Origin of the sequence: Microbacterium sp. bgisy189, from assembly GCF_965345345.1 — a bacterium.
GTDB lineage: Bacteria > Actinomycetota > Actinomycetes > Actinomycetales > Microbacteriaceae > Microbacterium.
Genome location: NZ_CBDRMZ010000012.1, coordinates 34164 through 53571, shown reverse-complemented (window position 1 = coordinate 53571; position 19408 = coordinate 34164). Strand labels below are relative to the sequence as shown.

21 protein-coding genes are annotated in these 19408 nt (G+C 67.2%); 12 read left to right on the top strand and 9 right to left on the bottom strand.

Features of this window, described 5'->3' with window-relative positions; all coding sequences use genetic code 11:
- The first annotated feature begins 39 nt into the window (after positions 1-39).
- From ACSF8R_RS13315 to ACSF8R_RS13280, 8 genes are all read left to right on the top strand, one after another.
- On the top strand, positions 40-285 hold the full coding sequence (locus tag ACSF8R_RS13315; RefSeq protein ID WP_217585032.1) for a hypothetical protein: 246 nt from the start codon (positions 40-42) through the stop codon (positions 283-285).
- Positions 286-740: 455 nt separating this feature from the next.
- Complete coding sequence (locus ACSF8R_RS13310; RefSeq protein WP_193599309.1) at positions 741-1616, top strand: ArdC-like ssDNA-binding domain-containing protein; 876 nt, start codon at positions 741-743, stop codon at positions 1614-1616.
- Positions 1617-1721: 105 nt separating this feature from the next.
- Positions 1722-1925, top strand: a complete 204-nt coding sequence (locus ACSF8R_RS13305) for a hypothetical protein (RefSeq protein WP_193599308.1) — start codon at positions 1722-1724, stop codon at positions 1923-1925.
- Positions 1926-1935: 10 nt separating this feature from the next.
- The gene (locus ACSF8R_RS13300) at positions 1936-2676 is read left to right on the top strand and encodes an HNH endonuclease family protein (protein ID WP_193599307.1); all 741 of its coding nucleotides are present in this window, start codon (positions 1936-1938) and stop codon (positions 2674-2676) included.
- Positions 2677-2703: 27 nt separating this feature from the next.
- Positions 2704-3114, top strand: a complete 411-nt coding sequence (locus ACSF8R_RS13295; protein ID WP_251448554.1) for a hypothetical protein — start codon at positions 2704-2706, stop codon at positions 3112-3114.
- A gap of 10 nt (positions 3115-3124) precedes the next feature.
- Positions 3125-3367, top strand: coding sequence for a hypothetical protein (locus ACSF8R_RS13290; RefSeq protein ID WP_370428834.1), 243 nt, complete (start codon positions 3125-3127; stop codon positions 3365-3367).
- Positions 3364-3648, top strand: coding sequence for a hypothetical protein (locus tag ACSF8R_RS13285; RefSeq protein WP_251448551.1), 285 nt, complete (start codon positions 3364-3366; stop codon positions 3646-3648). The genes ACSF8R_RS13290 and ACSF8R_RS13285 overlap by 4 nt, the downstream gene beginning before the upstream one ends.
- Entirely contained in the window at positions 3645-3920 is a 276-nt protein-coding gene (locus tag ACSF8R_RS13280) for a hypothetical protein (RefSeq protein WP_251448548.1), read from the top strand. Before ACSF8R_RS13285 ends, ACSF8R_RS13280 begins: the two co-directional genes overlap by 4 nt.
- 479 nt (positions 3921-4399) lie before the next feature.
- Here the strand turns inward: ACSF8R_RS13280 and ACSF8R_RS13275 are convergent, their stop codons facing one another.
- On the bottom strand, positions 4400-4735 hold the full coding sequence (locus tag ACSF8R_RS13275) for a hypothetical protein (RefSeq protein WP_251448546.1): 336 nt from the start codon (positions 4733-4735) through the stop codon (positions 4400-4402).
- Entirely contained in the window at positions 4732-7881 is a 3150-nt protein-coding gene (locus ACSF8R_RS13270) for a DNA methyltransferase (protein WP_434812301.1), read from the bottom strand. The genes ACSF8R_RS13275 and ACSF8R_RS13270 overlap by 4 nt, the downstream gene beginning before the upstream one ends.
- On the opposite strand from ACSF8R_RS13270, the gene ACSF8R_RS13265 reads away from it, so the two are divergent.
- From ACSF8R_RS13265 to ACSF8R_RS13250, 4 genes are read left to right on the top strand one after another with little or no spacing between them, the layout of a single operon-like run.
- Positions 7822-8220, top strand: coding sequence for a hypothetical protein (locus tag ACSF8R_RS13265; RefSeq protein ID WP_434812300.1), 399 nt, complete (start codon positions 7822-7824; stop codon positions 8218-8220). The genes ACSF8R_RS13270 and ACSF8R_RS13265 overlap by 60 nt on opposite strands.
- A complete protein-coding gene (locus tag ACSF8R_RS13260) occupies positions 8217-9170 on the top strand; it encodes a DUF3560 domain-containing protein (RefSeq protein WP_251448541.1) in 954 nt (317 codons plus the stop codon). The genes ACSF8R_RS13265 and ACSF8R_RS13260 overlap by 4 nt, the downstream gene beginning before the upstream one ends.
- A complete protein-coding gene (locus tag ACSF8R_RS13255) occupies positions 9167-9388 on the top strand; it encodes a hypothetical protein (RefSeq protein ID WP_251448539.1) in 222 nt (73 codons plus the stop codon). The genes ACSF8R_RS13260 and ACSF8R_RS13255 overlap by 4 nt, the downstream gene beginning before the upstream one ends.
- Before the next feature lie 7 nt (positions 9389-9395).
- The gene (locus tag ACSF8R_RS13250) at positions 9396-9629 is read left to right on the top strand and encodes a hypothetical protein (RefSeq protein WP_251448537.1); all 234 of its coding nucleotides are present in this window, start codon (positions 9396-9398) and stop codon (positions 9627-9629) included.
- A gap of 69 nt (positions 9630-9698) precedes the next feature.
- Here the strand turns inward: ACSF8R_RS13250 and nrdH are convergent, their stop codons facing one another.
- The 7 genes from nrdH to ACSF8R_RS13215 all read right to left on the bottom strand — a co-directional run bounded on the left by nrdH (position 9699) and on the right by ACSF8R_RS13215 (position 19400).
- On the bottom strand, positions 9699-9959 hold the full coding sequence (gene nrdH / locus ACSF8R_RS13245; RefSeq protein WP_193599295.1) for a glutaredoxin-like protein NrdH: 261 nt from the start codon (positions 9957-9959) through the stop codon (positions 9699-9701).
- A gap of 51 nt (positions 9960-10010) precedes the next feature.
- Entirely contained in the window at positions 10011-10289 is a 279-nt protein-coding gene (locus tag ACSF8R_RS13240; RefSeq protein WP_193599294.1) for a hypothetical protein, read from the bottom strand.
- Positions 10290-10344: 55 nt separating this feature from the next.
- Positions 10345-12438 (bottom strand): FtsK/SpoIIIE domain-containing protein, encoded by a 2094-nt coding sequence (locus ACSF8R_RS13235; protein WP_434812299.1) that lies wholly within the window; start codon positions 12436-12438, stop codon positions 10345-10347.
- 428 nt (positions 12439-12866) lie between these two features.
- Complete coding sequence (locus ACSF8R_RS13230; RefSeq protein ID WP_193599394.1) at positions 12867-13460, bottom strand: hypothetical protein; 594 nt, start codon at positions 13458-13460, stop codon at positions 12867-12869.
- 125 nt (positions 13461-13585) lie between these two features.
- Positions 13586-14833, bottom strand: a complete 1248-nt coding sequence (locus tag ACSF8R_RS13225) for a M23 family metallopeptidase (protein ID WP_251448531.1) — start codon at positions 14831-14833, stop codon at positions 13586-13588.
- A 5-nt stretch (positions 14834-14838) separates the two neighbouring features.
- Positions 14839-16875 carry a hypothetical protein gene (locus tag ACSF8R_RS13220; protein ID WP_251448528.1) on the bottom strand — a complete coding sequence of 679 codons (2037 nt, stop codon included), beginning with the start codon at positions 16873-16875 and terminating at the stop codon, positions 14839-14841.
- Positions 16872-19400 (bottom strand): ATP-binding protein, encoded by a 2529-nt coding sequence (locus ACSF8R_RS13215; protein ID WP_251448523.1) that lies wholly within the window; start codon positions 19398-19400, stop codon positions 16872-16874. The genes ACSF8R_RS13220 and ACSF8R_RS13215 overlap by 4 nt, the downstream gene beginning before the upstream one ends.
- Positions 19401-19408 lie beyond the last annotated feature (8 nt).

The following is a 19408-nucleotide window of genomic DNA, read 5'->3' as shown; positions in this document are numbered from 1 at the left end:
CTCAACAAGCAAGTGCAACCAGAATCGAGCTTCATCTTGATGAGCGACGAACTCATTCGAATCGCGCTGACCTGGCCAGTGAGCACAATCGACGGAGAGCCTTCACTGACAAGCGGCATGCTCGTCGTGCTCCGAGAACCCGGAGGCGACTTCCTCCTGAGCGTCAGTGCTGGGGATGAGAACTTTCCAGACTGCGATGAGATCCAGTTCCCGTTGTCCGCAGAACATGCGCGGCTCGTCCAACGAGCTCTCGCCGGGGAACAACTAGGCGACATCGAGGACTGACTCTGTCAGTCGTAGCTCTTGTTGCTACAGCGAGTGCCGTCGGCGTTGAAATTCTCTCTCGCAGCGGTGATGACGCGGAACCCTGGACACGTCTCGAGTTAACGGCCAGCCCTGACGCGGCATCGGTCTACCCGTCGTACCGTTCCTGCACGGTTCTCACGATTGCGCGTCGAAGCCTTGCTGAATCCGGCTACACCGCAAGTGAGAACTGATGAATAGTGCTCCCTGCAAGAAGGTACTTGCACCAGACGCCTTCCCGCTCGGCAGCAGCACCCAGCGCCGGCGCATACCGATCACGCTGCCTCGCACCGCGTACCCCAAGTCGGCCACCGACATTCTGCAGGGCTGACCGCCTCCCGCTGGCCCGCTCAGAACCGGTGTTGACGCATTGTCCGCCCACCCCTTAGAGTAGTGAATGTCACATTCACTACTTGTCCACTTTGAGGGAGGACTCCATGCCCACCAAGACCCGCCGTTCCAGCACCACCCGGCGCACCCCGGAAGAGCGCCGCGCGCAAGCCGAAGCGCTACACGCCCAGCTCACCGCCCAGGTCACCACACTCGCCGAGAGCGAGAACTGGAAGGCCTGGCTGCGGTTCGCCCGCATTGTCCGGCGCCGCTCATTCTCCAACCAGATGCTCATCCTCGCGCAGGGCGGCACCTACTGCCTCGGCTACCGCCAGTGGGAGAGCCTCGGCCGACACGTCGTCAAGGGCGCGAAGTCGATCAAGATCTTCGGCTACTCCACCAAGCGCATCGTCGAGGTCGACGAGACCACCGGCGAGGAGTCCACCAGCAGCCGGGTGATCTACCCCGTACTCTCCGTCTTCGACGTCACCGACACCGAGGGAGAGCCGCTTCCCGAGCAGCCCGCCGTCTACCTCGAGGGAGACGACGTCGCCGGGCTGTTCGACCAGCTCGCCGTCTACATCACCGGCCAGGGGTGGAACGTCGCGCTCGAGGACATCGAGCAGGACGGACTCAACGGGTACACCGATGGCCTCACCCGACAGATCCGCGTCGACGCGAAGATGGCGCCGGCCATGCGAGTCAAGACCCTCCTGCACGAGATCGGCCACGCACTCCTGCACTTCGACGAGGGCAGCACGCGCGAGCACCGCGGCGTGATCGAGACCGAGGCCGAGTCGGTCGCCTACTGCGCCGGTGGACTCCTCGGACTCGACACCAGCGCGTGGTCGATCGGTTACGTCGCGGGATGGGCCGGCGGCGACGTCGACCTCATCCGCAGCGTCGCCGGCAACGTCCTCCGCGCCGTCAACGCGATCGCCGACGCCATGCTCGGCGAGGAGAGCCAGGAAACGGCCGCGTAGCCGGATCCGGGGACGGGCCCGCCCATGCCCGTCCCCGGATCACCCCTGTCCGCGAACACCCCCAACCGCGGCCTATACCCCTAGACGCACTCACCCGGAGGAACCATGGATCTCGCCCTCAGCACCGCGCGCGACTTCGCTCCCCTGCTGCTGGGCAGTGGTGGTCTCGTCGGCATCCTCGTCACCCTCGACACCATCCGGCGCGCCGAGCGCACCGTGCGGCGCACCCTCAAACTCCTCGCCAGCCTCGCCATCAGTGCAGCCGCGCTCGTCGCGGCCGTCGTCCTCGGCGCCATCCTCTTCCTCTGAACGGACCACCATGACCCGCCGCACCACCCGCACCGCATCCGCCGCCGGCGCCCTGGTCGTCGCACTGCTCGCCGGCGCGATCGCCCTCACCACGCAGGCCGCCAGCAGCAGTCCCGCTGCGACGATCGAGACCCCACCCCCCGCATCCGCCGCACCGCCGGCAACGCCATCGGCTGACCTCACGGCAGAAGCCACCGCGAGCCTCGAGCAGCTCGAGCAGCTGGACATCGCCGAGGCTGACAATCAGGACACCTATCAGCGCGACGCCTTCGGGCAACGCTGGGCCGACATCGACCGCAACGGCTGCGACCAGCGCAACGATGCGCTCGCGGCCGCGCTCGAGGACATCACCACCAAGCCCGGCACCCACGACTGCGTCGTCCTCACCGGAACGCTGCACGACCCGTACACCGGGCTCACGATCACCTTCCAGCGCGGACAGGGCACCAGCGAGCTCGTGCAGATCGACCACATCGTGCCCCTCGCCTGGGTATGGCGCCAGGGCGCCGACGAATGGGACGAGACGCAGCGCGAACACTTCGCCAACGACCCGCTCAACCTGCAGGCCACGGACGGCAGCGCCAATCAGTCCAAGAGCGACCGCGGGCCCGCCGAGTGGATGCCCCCGGCCGCGGACTACGGATGCGTCTACGCATCCCGCTTCGTCGACGTCCTCGCCGCGTACCAGCTGACGGTCAATCCGGCCGACTACACCGCCCTCCGCGCGCAGCTCACCAGCTGCGCCGCTTGACCCACACACCGAGAGGACCAGACACCGATGAGCACGCTCAACAACATCGTCATCACCGACGACACCGGCACCCGATACAACGACCTCTTCACCGACATCCCGCTCGACAGCTACGAGATCACCCGCTCCTCAGTCGGATTCCATTCCGTCGACGCGATCGTGCCGGCAGACCCCTACTCGCCCCGCGCCTCCGAAGAGGGCCCGCTCGGCGCGCTGCTCCTTCGCTGGGCGCAGGCGCACGTCGCCGGCCGCAACTACATCATCAGCTGGCAATACATCGACGCGCACGACGTCCATACCGTCGCTGTCGCCGACACCGCCACCCGCGAGCTGCACTTCGTCAATCTGTTCGGCCACGTCATCGCCGGCCGACGTAGCTATCGTCTCCGCGAGCTCGCCGACGCGCTCGACCTCCTGATCGACGCCACCTTCGACTGAGGAGCCGGCGATGCTATCCGACGAGGTCGCCAAGAGGATCGTCCACGGCAGCCCCGAGGGCTACGACCTCGGATGCCAGACCCGCGCCGGATGCGCCAACCACCACCACCCCACACTCATGACGTGCTTCGCCGCCGCCATAGCCGTCCGGGACGACTGGCTCCTCGCCAAGCTGCCCCGCAACGAACCCATCCCCAAGTCCGCTCGACGACTGCGTCGCCCATCCCCCGCCGCACGGAAGGAAGTCCCATGACCGACCCCGAGCTCGCCCCGTGGCCCGCGCTGCACATCGGAGACCGCACCCTCATCAGGGAACGCGGCACTGCACGAGAGCTCACGGTCGACGTCGTCACCCTCCTCGAACCGATCGAGGGTGAGGGAGCAGGTTTCGTCGACGACCGCGGCCGCGTCATCCGTCACCACTTCTACGACGCCCGCCCCATCGCTCCTGACGCCGACCTTGCCGACCCGCGCGACGTCGACGCGCGCTTTGCCCAACTGACCGCCGAGCTCCTGAACATGAGGACACGATGACCACGCCGTTGACCACCGCCGAGATCCGCCTGCTGCACCAGGCGCTCGAGCTTGCCGCCGGCTACGCGAACAACGAGCGAGACGAAGCCGCGATCCTCGAGCTCAGCGCCCGCATCCGCCGGGCACAGAAGACCATCCCGGCCGCACCGGACGCGCACACCACGATCCTCGCGACGATCGACGCCATCAAGCGCGCCGGCCGGCACGAACAGCTCACCCCGCAGCTGCTCGACAGAGTCGCGGACGAGCTCCTGCAATCCCCCCCGCTCTGACCGCCCCGCGCGGTACACTAAGGCGCGGCACCCGGCTGTTGAGCAGGTTCCCTCCCGCCCCTCGGGGCGATGGCTCCTCCTCAGTTGGATCGTTGGTGAATGTGACAATTTCCACGCTCCGGCCGGGTGCCGTTTCTCTTGCCCCGGCGGCACGCGATCATCGACGATTACTAACCGGAGGGCCGGTCGCCCTCACATACTCAGACCAGGTGCACTCAACCGCGAGACGCATCGCATCGTCCGGGAAGTAGCCGATCAACACTCGCCGATCGGGATCTCGATCAAACGTCACCGACCGCAACAGCCTGCGGCCGCGGATCTCGACATGGCGGATAATCGCGATCCGCTTACTGTGATCGAACACGTACCAGATCCCCGGCTCCGGTGACGCCTGCAGCTGAGACATCGGAGACCAGTGCTGCACCACAACAGCGAACCTTATGCTGACGCACTGACAACCGCGCGCTGAGCCGCTGCCGTCAGCTCGTCAACGGCGCGCCGGATCCGTAGGCATCGTGGTCATACCGTTGTAGCGCAGCAACGACCTTGGCGCTCGTGATCTCATAGCGGGCGACAGCCGCCGCGGCACCCCGGAACAGCGCAGCGTTGGGATACACGCGGCCGCACACCGGGCACACCGCGAACTCGTTCGGATCGGACGAACCCGCCGCATCGAAGGTAAGGCACCCGTGACGATCGGCACTTCGCCAATCCTGGGTAGCCGAATCATTGCCGCAAGCGCAGACCTGATTTTCGCCGTCCTCATCAACCGTCGCGATCCCGTCGACGGGGACGGTCGGGTACGGCCAGTTCACGACGCCGCGCTCACGGCTCTCGCCTTACGGGGACGCTTCTTCGGCATCGCGAGCTCATTCGCTGTAGTGAGCTTCGCGAAGCTGGCGAACAGCGCTCGCAACCGGTCAGCTTCCGTTGCTGCTCCACGCAGCCCCAGAGTCTTGTCGACAGCAGCGTCGAGTTCGCGGTGGGCACGGAGCAGCTCGGGCGACATCGCCAGGGGGTTGTAGTGGTCTGCGAGCGAGCGTTCTGGGCGTAGCGCTCTCGCATCCAGAACGGCTCGGCCGCCGGCGATGATCGCGGCACGCTGTGAATCGGTGATGGCAGGCAGCGGGAAGGTGTTCCACGTCAGGGTGCTCGAGAAGCGCAGACGAGACTCGAGGCGGCCTCCGATGGTGCGCTGCCAGGTGATGAATGCCGAAGACGAGATCACTGCGAACGCGAGGCCGTCCGGGTCATCTGCTTTGAAGTTGGCGTCACCGCAGATCACATCCGGGGTGAACAGGGCTGTCGGGAAGAACTTGCGGGTCTCGCTCGCATGCCGCGGCACGCAGACATAGGGCGTGTCGGGCTGCGACCTTTGACCGAATAGGTGCGGCGTTTCCGCCATCTGCCGAGTGGACTCGGCCCTCGATGCTGCGCGGAACTGGCGCACGGCATCCAGCCGCCGGCGGAGTATCGGTGAGCGGGCAATGTCGCTGGGGTCCAGATCGACGAGCCACAGACACCACCGGGGCTCGTTGTGGATGAGCTGCCGGGCGCCGACGAACGGTCGGACGTACTTCGCGGCGATCGGATCCGCCATGACCTCCGCGTAGTCGCCTGGCTCGATCAGGAGGTTGCCGTCGTCACGAGCCATGTTCCCGAACACCATTGGAGGAAGCGCCGAGGCCAGTGGGCTTCGGCGCTGATCGACCAGGACAATCGGGCCGTCCACCAGGTAGCCGTTGAGCTGATCCACCACGGGGATCTCGACGGGCTCGCCTTTGAGGTTTCCGGAGTAGTCAAACAGCCGCGCCCTCTTCCTCGACGGCCGGTCGAATCCGATCACCGAACAATGCACTGCCGCGGCACCGGGCGCCTCACTGGACCAGGCGAATGTCCGATGTGCGAACTTGACTCGCCACCCTGCGGCGAACACAGGGCCGAAGAGCGCCGGCACAGGCTCCCCCTGCGCGATCGAGTTCGTCGAGACGAAGGCGAACTCGCCCCGGTAGCCGGGACGGCCGAGCAACTCGAGCGCCTTCGCATACCAGCCGGTGACGTAGTCCAGCCGCCCAATGTCGTCCCGCCGCCACACGTCGCGCAGTTCCTGCGCTTGCTCTGACGAGCGGGTGGCGTGGCCGAGGAAGGGTGGGTTTCCCATGATGTACAGGTGCTCGGTCGGTCCTAGGACGGTTGCCCAATCGACGCGCAGCGCGTTGCCGACGACGATGCTCTTGATCTTGTCCAGTGGCAGCGGATCGGGCGCAGATCCTAGCGCCAGCTCCATCGCCTGGTTCGCCTGGTGCTCCACCAGGTGCAGTGCCGTCGCTGCGATCTGGGCAGGCCATTCCTCGAGCTCAATCCCGTGGAAGCTCGATAGCCGCACGGCCAGGTGCTCCTCGGTGAAGAACATCGTGCGGGCCGTCTCGCCGGACAACTCCTGGATCCGCAGCAGAACCTCAAGATCGAGTGCTCGCATCTGCCGGTAACCGACCACCAGAAAGTTGCCGCAGCCGCACGCTGGATCCAGGAACCGCATCAGCCCCATGTCGGCACGCAACTTCTTGAGCTTGGCGGTGTCGTGATATCCGTCCGTGAACCGCTGCCGCAGTTCATCGAGGAACATCGGGCCGATGACCTTCATGATGTTGGTCTCGGTTGTGTAGTGTTCACCGAGCTCACGCCGAGCTGCCTTGTCTTTGACAGCCTGGAAGAGGCTGCCGAAGATGGCCGGCGAGATCGCAGACCAGTTGAACATCGCCGCCGAGATCAGCCGGTCACGCATGCCGGCATCGAACGACGGGATCGACACCGATTCCTCAAAGACCCCGCCGTTGACGTAGGGGAACCGCGAGATTAGCTCGTCGAGGTTCGACTGCCGACGAGACGGCTCGCGCCCCATGACCTGGTACAACAACGACAGCTGAGGCCCGAGGTCGGAACCATCCGTCGCGGTGCGGGTCTCGAGGAACTCGAGGAACAGATCGCGATCCCACACTCCGGCGTCATCAGCGTAGAGGGCGAACAAGGTGCGCACCAGGAACACCGACGCCTCGTGATCGTCGTACCCAGACCCCTCGAGAGCCTCGTAGAGGGACGCCATCAGCTTCGCCGCTTTGATTGACGCCGACTCCTGCGCCTTCGATCCGAAGGTGCGCTCACCGTACCCGGCGAGGAACGCCAGCGCGTCGGCACGATCCCGCATCTGGGTCAGGGTGAACTCCTGCACGCCCTCGCTCTCAGCGTGAAGGTCGAGCAGGCGGAACCGGCGGAAGTCGCTCGTGATGACCCACCGAGGAACCTCCGGGTCGGGAAGGTCGTCGATGTAGTCGAGCGCCTGCTGCTCGGCCGCAACGAGATCTTTGCCGGCCGACTTCATCTCGATAAGTGCGAGACCAGGGATCAGCGCGTCGATGTATCCGCGCGAGCCGGTCGATGAGCGCTTGACGCGCTTCTCGTAGAACGCCGCGCGGGTCTGGGTGATCCCGTACACGCCGAGCAGATCCCGAACGAAAGATTGCGCTTGCTGTCGCTCGTCGCCGGGCTCATCCTGCCAATCGCGGGTGAATTGCGCAGCGCGGGCTCGGATCTCATTCATCGACAGTGACTTCGGCACGATCCCAACGGTATCCGCCCAGGCCCCTCTCGCCTCATACCACCCACCCTGCCCACGGCGTGGCTGGGGATGCTGCGGCGGCATCATCATCATCATGCATTGACATGGGTGACTACCGGCCCTAGGGTAGTGAATGTCACATTCACCACCTACCGAGGGGGTCTCATCATGCGCGCGTTTCCCGTGAACCGCGACACCATCGACCTGCTGGTCACCGCCGCCTACATTTCCACGCCCGCCTACCGCAGCAACACTCCGCGCGAGCTCGCGGAGAACGCCGACCGGATGGGTCAGAGCCTCTGGGACGAGAACTACGCGAGCGTCAGCTACGCGATCAAGCAGCACATCGCCGCACCGCGCTACGAATGGCAGCCGGTCGCCGAGATCGTCCCCATGGCCGATGACGAGCAGGCGTTGCAGATCGAGCGCAGCCGTCTCTTACTCGCCGAAGTCTCCTGCCACCACCCCGGATGGGATCAGTCCCCTGCGCGTGACCTCGTCGAACGCCTCGGCGACGCGATCGCACGTCGGTTCGCCCACCGGACGCTCGTCGACTCCCCCGACCACCTGGGCGTGAAGGAGTACGAGGGCCTGCACCGCGCCGCGGAGGTCTGGGAACGGGAGATCGGGTTCCGTCACCCGCTCGCCCACGACGCGGCCGCGCGGGAAGGGAGCCGGCCATGACGCTCACGATCATCCACGCTGCCGCGGAAGGCACCCTCATCGAAGGGACCAGCCGGGGCGACGGCACGGCCGATGCTCTCAAGGCCAACGGCTGGCGGTGGAGCCGGGCGCTCGGATCCTGGTACATCCCCCACTCCCGCGACCGCGAACCGAAGACCGCGATCATCAACCGCACCGCCGAGCAGCTCACCTCTGCCGGGTTCGTTGTCGAGATTTCGATCGACTATGAACGCCGGGCTGCGGCCGTCGTCGAGGCTGACCTGGTCGACCGCAGGGACGACCGCGCTGCCGCACTGTCGGAGCGCGCCGCTCGGCGCCAACAGGACGCCACAGAGGAGGCGGAGCGCGCAGCACGCGCGCTGCGACGTCTCCCTGAAGGTGGCGAGCCCATCAAGGTCGGACACCACTCGGAGGCCGGCCACCGCCGAGCGATCGCGAAGGCGGACGCGGCGATCCGCCGCTCGATCGACGCCGACGCGGAGGCACGGCGCGCCCAGGTGCGTGCCGACATCGCGGCCGCGTCGAACGATGCGCGGTACGCGCCGATCACTGTGGCGAACCGGATCGAGAAGCTCCGTGCAGACCTTGCCGGGATCCGTCGACGTCTCGACGGTTCCCGACGCACCCTCCCCGGCGGGTATGTCGAGGTCACGGTCGCAGCGACCGGCGCCTACGCCGAGCGGCTCGAGCGGGAGCTGGCCGCGACCGATGATCAGCTCATCTACTGGCAGGAGGTCCGGGCCGAGCAGATCGCGACCGGTGTCGCCACCGACCACAGCAGGGACACCATCGACGTCGGGGACCAGATCAAGTACTTCGGTAGCTGGTGCACCGTCACGCGCACAAACCCGAAGAGCGTCACGATCGTCGACGCCTACGGCCACCGTGGCACCGTCCCGTACACGCATATCCGCGAGCACCGTGCCGGCCAGAGCGGGGCGAGCTCATGACCATCGCCGCCCGTCCCCGCACGATCCCGGAGCCCACGACTCGTTGGCTCCGCCGGCTCGCGATCGCGCTGCTGTACATCGCGGCCGCGGTCCTCGCTGGGTGGCTCGGGATCCTCGCCGCGCCGATCCTTGATCGCATCATCATCACCGCTGTAGCGGTGATCCTCGTCCCCCTCACCATCGCGCTCGTGATCGACTTCTTCCGCAATCCTGATTGAGCGTCCGATGCCCGCCTACAAGGTTCAGTGGCAGCAGCGCGTTGACGTCACCGCCACCGTCACTGTGGAGCTCGACGAGCTCGCAGCATGGGCCTGCGAGCATCTCGGGCTGCGCACGCTCGACGTCGGCACGCCGACGGATGCAGCGCCGGTCGGGGTTCGGCGGATGCTCGAGCTGAACAGGCCTCTCCGGGAGGAGCTGCTGCAGCGGTGGGCAGCGGCGCACATGCCGCACAGATGATGTCCCACTCGGACGAGCAGAGCAGAGGCCCCGCCGGCGAAGAGCTGCCGGCGGGGCCTCTGCTGTCAGTCACGCGAGCCGCTGCGCGAGCTCGTCGATCTTGTCGGGACGGAAGCCCGACCAGTGATCCTCATCCGTGATGACGACCGGCGCCTGCAGATAGCCGAGCGACTTGACCTGCTCGAGCGCCGCGGCGTCCTCGCTGAGGTCGACGACGTCGTAGTCGATGCCCTTCGCATCCAGTGCGCGATACGTCGCGGTGCACTGCACGCACGATGGCTTCGTGAACAGCGTGATCGACTTGTCGCCGTTCGTCAGTGTGGTTGTCATGGGTGATCTCTCCTCCTTTCTGGGTCTCGTTTGCTGAGCATGGCGGACAGCTCAGACACGGGCAGCCGCGCGGCGCTTGAGCCACACGATGAGCGCGATCGCACCGATCAGGATCGCGAGAATGACGAGGATCTGCCCCCAGCCGAGCCCAACGCCGTCGACGACAGCGATCGCCACGGCATCGCCCTGCTCGAGCAAGTGGTACTGCAGCATCCACGCGCGCAGCGGATCGAGGAACATCCCCAGCGACACGGCGCCGCTAGCCAGGACGAGCACGGCGATCAGCAGCAGCGAGATCCAGTCGTCTTCCGACACGCTCTGGTTCGACATCCGGCTCATCCCTTCTCTCGGGGCCAGGTGGCCCGCAGCGTCATGGCGGCCACGATCACGCAGCCTCGGGTCGGCGGTAGCTGACCACCGAGTTGTCGAAGACCGTCAGCAACCCGTCCTCGCCGTTGTCGAGGTCGCGGTACTCGATCGCGAGGTACTCGTCGTCGACGACATCGGGCTCCACACCCTCGATCACGGCCCACAGGCCCAAGGCCGAGTCGACGAGCAGGAGATCTCCGACCTCGAGCTCCACCGCGGGCCCCTCGAGCGATTCGCCGTACCCGTCGCCGTCCGCGGCCGCGTCGACGTCAGGTGTCTCGTCGTCGACATCGGGGACGAACCTGACTCGCTCGCGCGGGTCCAGCGGAGTGACGTTCGCGGGGCGGAGGGGTTCGTGCTTGCTCGTCGACGAGGCCGCGGGATCCCACGGGACGATCTCGGCCGAAGCCCACTGGAAGTAGTCGGGCTCGATCTCCTCGCCCTCGCCATCGTCGGTGAGCTCCGCTTCCGGGTCGCGCACCATCATCCGCTCGTAGTCCGCGACCTCGGGGCGCAGCGCCGCCAGGTGATCCCAGTCGCCCTTGTCGGTGGAGTCGAGCTTCGCTGGATCCGGCGTGTAGAACGCCTGGATCTCAACGGGGAGGGACTCGGCGTTCAGGGTGACGCCACGGCCGCGCTTGTTGCGCGGGATCGCGACACCGACCGCGAAGCTGTCCCACATCATGTTGGCGCCCTGCGGAGAGAGACGGCCGAAGCTGACGCGGGCGCCGAAGTTGTCTCGCATCTCACCGCCGAGGAACTCGACGTCGGGACGCTGCAGGCCCAGCAGGATGTGGATCTTCGCGGATCGCGCCAGGCGGGCGAGGTCGGAGAGCAGATCGAGGACGGGAGCCTGCGCTGGCGCCCCCTTGGGCTTGACCGTCTTGTACCACCGCTGCACGCGCGCCTTGAACGTCGCGTACTCGTCGATGATCAGGGCGAGCGGGTCGAAGTCCTCGAGACGGGCCGTGCCGTTCTCGAGCTGCGAGTACCGCTCCTCCATGAGCTCGTGCGCGGCATGCAGCATCCGCACCTGGTGCTCCACGCGCGCGCCGACGAGCTCGACGTTGGGCCAGTCCCGGAACCCGGCGAACTCGATCCTCTTCCCATCGAGTACCCACACCCGCCAGTGCGCGTGCGCCAGGTGGGTGAGCACCGTGTGCTGAAAGCTGGTCTTGCCCGATCCGGTGCCACCGATGACGAGGCAGTGCGGAGAGACCGCCGGATGCCACGACTGGATCTGGCCGTCCTCGTCGGGGCCGATCGGGATCCTGAACGCCTTGTAGGCGGCATGGGTGAGCGCGGCTGCGGGCTCCACTTCGTGCAGGACCATGTCTGGCATCGTCGGCCGGACCTCGAACGTGATCTTGTCGCCTTCGAGATCCCAGTGCGCCCGCCACCGGCCGGGAAGCATCGAAGAGACCACCTTCTCGACCTGAGAGCGTCGGGCGGCGATGGCCATCTTCGGCCCCACGTTGTGCTTGACCTCGATCTTCGAGACCGATCCGTCCTCGGCGCTCTTCACAGAGACGTTCGCGCTCGGGTCGATGACCAGCTTGACGACCTCGATCGCGCGCTGCTGCTCGCGGGAGATCGGATCGCTGGCTGGGGCGAGCTCGACGACGAGCACGCAGCGCCTCGAGTTGTGCTTGCGCACCCGGTACTCCGCTCCGAGCCGGCGGGCCAGGCCGGCGAGGATCTGATCGACGAAGCGAGGATCGGTGTCGTCGACGTGTGAGGCGTATCGGATCTTGATGCGCTCCGGGAGTCCCACCCATCCGCGGGTCCACTTCACCGGCTCGACGAGCGCGCGCGTCGGCTGCGCCGCGCCGAGCAGTGGAAGCACCGCCTCGATCGCCGGGTCCATCCGACCCTCACGCTGGAAGGTGCGCACACCGGACACGACGGCGGCGGCGGCGAGCAGCACCGCGACGACCCACAGCAGCGGAACCAGATCGGTGAACGGCCGCACCGCGTTCAGCCCCGTCACTGCCGTCGCCAGAGCGATGCACAGCAGCGCCGGGATGATCCCGGTCAGCTGACGTCGGGGAAGAACACCCAACGCCACCGCTGCCGGTGCGGGCGGTCGTGCCGGCGGACGTGATGCCACACGAGTTGCCATTCGAGCCTCCTGAGCGGGCCGAGTACTTCACGACCCTCTTGCGAGGTATAGGCCGGCGATCGGCTCCTTCGCGGACATCGCGGATTCTCCGCGTGCCCTGACGCACTCGTGATGTCCCCTACGCCAGAGTGAGCCCGAGGAGATCGAGACGGTGGACTGGAAACGGGTATTGCGCCACATCGCGGCGCGCATGAGCGCAATACCTCCGCTACACCCGCGCTTGACACGGGTGATAGGATCAAGCCCGATTGGCGTTCTGCCGCAGGCACGGTTGTCGAATCGAGCTTGACCCCCTCCCCCTGGGAAATATTTCCAGCAGCAACCCTCGCGCAGGTATGGCGCAATATCGCGGCGCATATCGGCGGCATACTGCGGCGCATACTCCCTGCAACACCCCGGAGCTCGCCGGGGTGAGGTCAGTCGTCGGTGGCGTCGGGCGGGGTCTGCGCCTGCCGCCGGCGCTCCCATTCGCCGCGGAGCCACTCGCCTTGACGTTGCGCTGCGGCACGACTGATGCCCCGTGCCTTGGCCGGCGCCGGCGGGAACGGGACGCCTTCGTTGTAGAGCTGCTCGAGATGGCTCGCTTCGCGCTCGAAGGCGACCTCGACGAGACCGGCCAACGCTGGGGCGCCCTCCGGCTTATCCTTCGTCGCCCACCACGCAGCCTTGAGCCGCGCATGCAGGGCAACCGGCAGGTAGTAGGTCTGGTGGCGGTACCCGGAAGCCCCCTTGGGGTTGACCCCCTGGGCGCGGGTGGGCGCGGCTTGGAACGGGACGCCCTCGTTGTAGAGCTGCTCGAGACGGTCGGCCTCGTGGCCGATCGCGACCTCGACGAGACCGGCCAACGCCGGCGCGCCCTCCGGTTCGTCTCTCGTCGCCCACCACGCAGCCTTGAGCCGCGAGTGCAGGGCAACCGGGAGGAAGTACGCGATTGAGCGGTAGCCGGTGGCCGAGACTGACCCTGCGGGTCGGTCGGCGTCGCCAGTGGCGCTGACATCTGTTGAGGGCACGAGTCACCGTCTGAATGGGGGAGGCTTCGGCCCCGTTTCGGGCCGGGGCTGATCCCCACACTACAGGCCGGTTTCCAGGTCGTCAGTAGGGCGCAAACCGTGATATCGCGCGGGTTTCCAGGGGGCTAGAGGCGCCGGCAGGTGCCGTCTGTGGGGCAGATCTCGATGCCGTAGAGGCGGAGGAACTCTTCGGGGTCCACGAAGCCGGCGTACTGGGCGGGAGCACCCAGAGCAGGTGCTTCCCGCAGCGCGGCGACGGCCGCGTTGGTCGTCCCGTTCTTGTTGATGCGCAAGTCCAGGTGGCATCCTCCGCTGGGCGGCACGTTCCCGACCGCACCGATCTGCTGGCCGGCAGTGACGGTGTCCCCGACGTCGACGAGGCGCTCGCTCTTGTACATGTGCAGGTAGGAGACCACGAACCCATCGGGGTGTTTGATTGACAGCCACAGCGAGCTGCTGAGGGTCACCGTGCCAGGCAGGATCGCGTAGACGGGGTCGCCGCACGGGTTCGGCCAGTGCTGCAGGTCGATCGCAACATGCCACGAGGAGGCGCCAGGGACCGAGATGTCGCGGGGACCGTAGCCGGACGTCATCTGGTAGCCCGGAGAGAGCGGGAATGCGGCCTGCCCGACGACGGTGCTGCTGTCGCAGCTGACCGACCCGCCGACCGCGGTGATGATCTGCTGAGCGGCGGGCTCCCACTTGTCGTAGGCGGTCGGGTACGCGGAGACCTGCACGGTCTGCGCAGCCTCTCCCAGCCCCATCTCCTCCCAGCCGGGGATGTCGAGCAGTCCTCGAGGAGATCCGCCGTTGGGGCCCTCCTCGCCGCCGAAGAACGCCTTGGCGGCGTAGACGGGGTCCATGAGATCCTCGACGGTGCCCCAGCCCGACACGCGCTGCTGGAAGTAGTTGACCGAGTCGTGGTCGCTGCCAACCGCGTCGTGGGGGTAGTCGAGAGATTCGGGCACCGAGGAGTTGGCATACATTTTCAGGCCGGACTCCTGCAGCGCGGTCATGATCGCGATCTGCTGTCCTCGCGCGGACACACCCAGGGATCGAGCGACCGCGAGGATGGTGGCCGCGTGGCTGAGCTCGGTCGCACCGAGGGTGCGGGTCGATCCTCCGGTGGTCTGGACCTCGAGCTTGTCGGTTGTCAGCGAACCCGCTGTGCACTGCGACGACCCGCCGCCGGAGGCGCCGGCGATCGCCATCATCAGGAACATCGTGTAGCCGGCGAAGATCACCACCGGCACCAGCACGAGCGCGATCACCCAGAGGATGACCTTGCGCGAGCCGCCTCCGTCCCCGTCGTCTCCACCGCTGGCGGCGCCTGCGACGTCAGCGGTGCGCTCGAGCACTCCCGATGCGGACATGCGGACTACTTCTGCGCGATCGCGAGCCGGGCACGCATCTCACCGCTGCGCGGGGATCGAGGGGCGCGCGGTGGCAGCGACGTGATGTCGACGACCCCGGAGGAGGAGGGGCGCCGTTCGATGTGCCCCATGCCCGAAGAGTCCACGACGATGCGGCGCGGGCCGTCCGGGGTGCGCGTCGACGTCGGCGCCGGGTCGACGACCATCGGAACCACCTTCGGGTCACCGGCAGCTCGTGGCGTGCTGCTACCGGCGGACGCGGCCGCGGAGACCGCCTTGGATGCCCCCTTGGTCGCCACCCGGCCACCGACCTCGAGCGCCGCGGCGCCGGCGGCGCCGGCAAGACCGCCAGCTGCGGCGCCCTTACCGATTCGCGCGGCCGTGAACACCAGATCCGCCGTCTTCGATGCCTTGGCGGCGGCACCCGCCGCTGATCCGCCCCCAGGGCCCTTCTGCGGCGACGGGAGCGCCGGACGGCCCGACGAGCCGCCGGATGGCGAAGAGGGCGGCATAGGCGTCGCGGGCGGGCGTGTGGCGGTCATTGTGCCGATGTCCTGCGCGGCCGCAGCGCCGAAGTTGATGGAGCGCGCGTCGACCGTGTTGTCAGGGCGGCGCAGAGCCGCGGCCGCGATCGTCGACACGGCGCCCATCGCCGCGACGGTCTTGACCCCGTCGCGCTGCGTCGGGCCACCCTTGCCGATGCCGTACCGCGAGAGCTGCTCGGCGATCGACTGGCCTGTCTTCTTCGCGATCCGGCGCGCCCGGATGATCAGGAACAGCAGCACGATCATCACCAGCGTTGCGAAGGTCATCTGCGCGACGAGCGGGATCCCCAGGCTGCTGAGCCCGGTGATTGCTGCGACGGTCAGCTTGAGAACGGCAGCCATGACGACCGCCATGAAGACGATCGCGACCAGGCCCATGAAGGTGTCGGCGAGGGACTTCCAAAGCGGGTATCGGTTGACCGGGAGGATCCCGATGTAGACGTTCCACATGGTCTTGATCGCGGAGATCAGGAAGCCGAGCACCGTGACCAGGAACAGCACGGCGAATGCCATCGGGAGGATGAACAGGGTCAACGCGCCGGGGGTCATCGTGACAGCCGTGAGCACCTGGCCGAAGTTGGGGTTCTGGTTGAACGTCTTCGCTTCCTCGTCGCAGCCGCCGACCGCGTCGCGGACCTCGTTGCCGCCGGTCTGGATAGGCGCCGAGCTGGTCATCGTGTCGGTGAAGGTCGTGGCGCACTGCCCCTCGAGGGCGTGGCCGAACGCGATCGTCTGCGCAGGGATCTTCACGAAGATGTCGACCAGCTGCGATGTGACCGCAGCGGACAGCAGGTTCTCGGAGTCGAGCTCCGTGCTGTTGATGTCGTCGGTGACGACGACGGCGGCGATCTGACCGCCGTACTCCTGGGCGGTGTCGAAGGCGCCGCCGGCGGCGGTGAGCGAGGCGATCGGGTTGGCGAGCAGCCCGGTTGCCAGCACTGCGCAGCACGCCGAGATGAACAGCTCCGCCCACCCGGTGGAGTGCCGGCCGAGCATGATCGCCAGGCCTGCGACTCCGCCGGCGATCGTCAGCGCGAACGGGATCCACGCGATCTCGCCGAGGAAGTCCTGCAGGAGGTCGGCCAGCGCACCGAACGGTGCCGCGACGATGTCGACCCACTCGAAGGAGAGCAGCCAGTCGCAGAACCAGATCATCCACGACACCAGACCCAGATGCCCGGTCCAGATCGGGTCGATCCACATGGAGATGAAGAACTTCCCCATCGTGAACACGTCGCCGCGGTCAAGCGGGAGCACCGTGTAGTTGGTCAGGGGGACGCCGTCGCTGTCGGTGATGTCGCCGCCGAGCATGAACGGGGACGAGCCGCCACCGTCAGCGGCGAAGGCCCAGTACGTGTTGCCGAACAGGACCAGGAACAGGTCGATCAGGATCACGGCGAAGACCTTGCTACACCGGGGGTGATCATGCACCCAGAACCGGATCCGCCAGAACGCGCCGCCCAGGGTCTCGAAGGTGTGCCGGTAGAACCCGATCATGGCGTCACCAGAGACGGAGTCGACAGCACCGCTTCGCGTCGGTCGGGGCGCTCGGGGAGCGTCTTGCGGAACTTTCCGATCCGGCCGCGCTGGTCACGGACCAGGCCCTCACCGCGCCGCTCAGGGGCGACCTTGCCGTCCGGGCCGAGCGGCGACAGATCCTCGGTGACCACCTGGACCATCGCCGGGTCTGCAGGCTCGCCGGTCAACCACTCGATCGCGCGGCGCGCCAGATCCTTGTCGGTCTGACGCATCACGTAGCGGGTCTTGAGCAGGCCGCGCGTCTGGGTCTCACCGAAGTCGGCGGGATCGTGGGAGCCAAGGGCGAAGAACGCGCGGTGCTTGCGGCCATCGCGGATGCCGATGCGCAGGTCGCGCTCACCCTCGGGTGACTGGGTGATGTGGTGGCATTCGTCGAAGTAGGCGCCGGCGAGCTCGCCGGGGTTCATGAAGCAGACCTCGCGGGAGATCCCCATGAGCATCGCGTACATCGCGCGGCCGTAGATCTTTTCCAGGGGCATCTCCTCGAACAGGTGCGCGTGCTCGAGCTCGGTCTTGTCCGGCAGCGACAGCCCATGGGTGAGGAAGACCAGGGCACGCGATTTCAGGTCGACAGCGGTCAGCCCGTCGTTGAAGAGGACCTCGCCGATGTCCTTCGACGCGACCAGGTTGATCAGGCCCGACAGCTCATCGCTCTCCGCGGAGGAGATCGTCTTGAGATGTGCCCGCAGGCGACCGAGGCTGGTGATGTCGTGCGCGGCGACGTACTCCGGCTCGAGGAGGCGGGACAGGGCAACGCCTCGGGAGTCGCGAGCCCGGATGCCGAGCATCACCGCGAAGAGCGACTGCACCATGCGTGCGCCGACGAGAGGGCCGAACACCCGCAGCGGGTCCAGCGAGTACTCCGGGGTCATCAGGTCGACGATCGTCGTGGTGTCCGGCCGGAGGCTCTGCGCGAAGACCGCGTACTCCTTGGCCTCTGTGCGGTCGATCGCGACGACGCGGCCGTTGCGGTCGACCGTGTCGCCCATGTCTCCCTTGAGCAGCACACTCTTGCCGGCGCCGAGCTCGGCGACCACGCCGAAGCTGGCGCTGGTGTCGGCCTGGATACTGCCGTCCGCGTCGCGGAGGATCGGGGTGTGGCGTGCGGTGCTGATGTTCTCGCCGAAGCGGGCGCCCTTCTCGTCTCCGAGCTCGTTGCTGGAAAGCGGCACTCCGGTCGCGAACTCCCGGCCGGTCGTGATCTGGGTGAGCTCACGGACGATGCGCCCGGTGGGCGTGCCGGGGATCATCGCCCACCAAAGCTCCTCCTGACCGCCCAGGGGCGCCTCGAGGAGGAAGTCGGCGCGCTTGTACTCGTCTGCCACGAATCGGCCCTTGGCCTTCGCGAGATCGGCGGTATCTGCCCCCACAGCGAACAGCACCGTCGCCTGAACCTCGACCTCCTTGTCGGAGCGGTTGAGGGAGGCGTGGTACGCGGCCAGCGTCTCTGCGATCTCGCCGAGGTCGGATCCGCCGCCGGTGATCGTCGCGGTGCCCTCCTGATGCTTGTACTGCTCCTCGATGGCGGTTTCGGCCTTCTTGTTGCGACGCTTGACCTCGTCGGCGCCGGTGACGGTGAAACGGATCCCCCAGTCGACGTCGAGGGGGAACTGGTCGACGTGTGAGATCCACTCGACGCCGGGCGAGACCCAGCCGGCCTTGGGCGCGGCGACCATGGCCTGCACCACCTGGTAGGACGACGTCTCGTCCGCGTAGGGGCTGTGCACCTTGAGGTAGCGGCGCTTGAACGGGAGGAACTGCTGCCCGGACTTGGGGGCGATGTCACTCTGCCCGCCCTCGTCGAGCCAAGGGTTTGGCATCGCGGAGGGCATCTGGAAGTGCGCGAGCTCGTCGGCGCCGAATCCGTCCTCCGTACCCTCGGCAGGCGGGACAGGGGCGGCGAGGTCTGCGGAGAGGCCGCGCTGCTGCGAGTGAAGGGCGATCCAGATCTGCTCGGCGGGCGTTGCGCGGGTCGGCTGGAACGCGGCGGGGATGCGGACCTCGATCTCCTTGGCCATCCGCGCAGCAGCGGCGATCTCGGAGTCGGTAGGCAGCTGACGGGGAAGAGCCAGCGTGTCACGCAGCTTGGTGTCGGCGGCGCGCAGTGCCGACATCGCGCGCGCCTTCATCGAACCGGCCGCGAGCGGGACCGAGAACCAGAACGCGCGCGTTCCGAGCGGGATCTGCTCGAGCGCGTCCAGGGTCAGCTCGACCTCGCGCGCCCAGTCGGGGCACTCGTCGATGCGAACCCCATCCAGCATCCGCTCCACGATCGACACCGGGTCCAGGTCAGCGCACAGCCCCAGCAGCAGCCCCTCGCCCCGGTGGGCCTGGAAAAGCGCCTGGTGGTGCGCCTTGACGAGCTGCTTTGCGGCCGCGGTGGCGTAGGCATACGGGAGCGGCTGCAGCCGCCACGTCGCCCAGACCACGCCCGAGCGGGTCCACATCAGGTTGCTCGTCATCGCTGTTGCCGGAATCTGCATCGTCGTCT

Excerpts from the sequence above, each read along its gene's own strand:
- ACSF8R_RS13315 (WP_217585032.1), top strand. The coding sequence starts at position 40 with ATGAGCGACGAACTCATTCGAATCGCGCTGACCTGGCCAGTGAGCACA.
- ACSF8R_RS13310 (WP_193599309.1), top strand. The coding sequence starts at position 741 with ATGCCCACCAAGACCCGCCGTTCCAGCACCACCCGGCGCACCCCGGAA.
- ACSF8R_RS13305 (WP_193599308.1), top strand. The coding sequence starts at position 1,722 with ATGGATCTCGCCCTCAGCACCGCGCGCGACTTCGCTCCCCTGCTGCTG.
- ACSF8R_RS13300 (WP_193599307.1), top strand. The coding sequence starts at position 1,936 with ATGACCCGCCGCACCACCCGCACCGCATCCGCCGCCGGCGCCCTGGTC.
- ACSF8R_RS13295 (WP_251448554.1), top strand. The coding sequence starts at position 2,704 with ATGAGCACGCTCAACAACATCGTCATCACCGACGACACCGGCACCCGA.
- ACSF8R_RS13290 (WP_370428834.1), top strand. The coding sequence starts at position 3,125 with ATGCTATCCGACGAGGTCGCCAAGAGGATCGTCCACGGCAGCCCCGAG.
- ACSF8R_RS13285 (WP_251448551.1), top strand. The coding sequence starts at position 3,364 with ATGACCGACCCCGAGCTCGCCCCGTGGCCCGCGCTGCACATCGGAGAC.
- ACSF8R_RS13280 (WP_251448548.1), top strand. The coding sequence starts at position 3,645 with ATGACCACGCCGTTGACCACCGCCGAGATCCGCCTGCTGCACCAGGCG.
- ACSF8R_RS13265 (WP_434812300.1), top strand. The coding sequence starts at position 7,822 with ATGGGTCAGAGCCTCTGGGACGAGAACTACGCGAGCGTCAGCTACGCG.
- ACSF8R_RS13260 (WP_251448541.1), top strand. The coding sequence starts at position 8,217 with ATGACGCTCACGATCATCCACGCTGCCGCGGAAGGCACCCTCATCGAA.
- ACSF8R_RS13255 (WP_251448539.1), top strand. The coding sequence starts at position 9,167 with ATGACCATCGCCGCCCGTCCCCGCACGATCCCGGAGCCCACGACTCGT.
- ACSF8R_RS13250 (WP_251448537.1), top strand. The coding sequence starts at position 9,396 with ATGCCCGCCTACAAGGTTCAGTGGCAGCAGCGCGTTGACGTCACCGCC.
- nrdH (WP_193599295.1), bottom strand. The coding sequence starts at position 9,959 with ATGACAACCACACTGACGAACGGCGACAAGTCGATCACGCTGTTCACG.
- ACSF8R_RS13240 (WP_193599294.1), bottom strand. The coding sequence starts at position 10,289 with ATGTCGAACCAGAGCGTGTCGGAAGACGACTGGATCTCGCTGCTGCTG.
- ACSF8R_RS13225 (WP_251448531.1), bottom strand. The coding sequence starts at position 14,833 with ATGTCCGCATCGGGAGTGCTCGAGCGCACCGCTGACGTCGCAGGCGCC.
- ACSF8R_RS13220 (WP_251448528.1), bottom strand. The coding sequence starts at position 16,875 with ATGATCGGGTTCTACCGGCACACCTTCGAGACCCTGGGCGGCGCGTTC.
- ACSF8R_RS13215 (WP_251448523.1), bottom strand. The coding sequence starts at position 19,400 with ATGCAGATTCCGGCAACAGCGATGACGAGCAACCTGATGTGGACCCGC.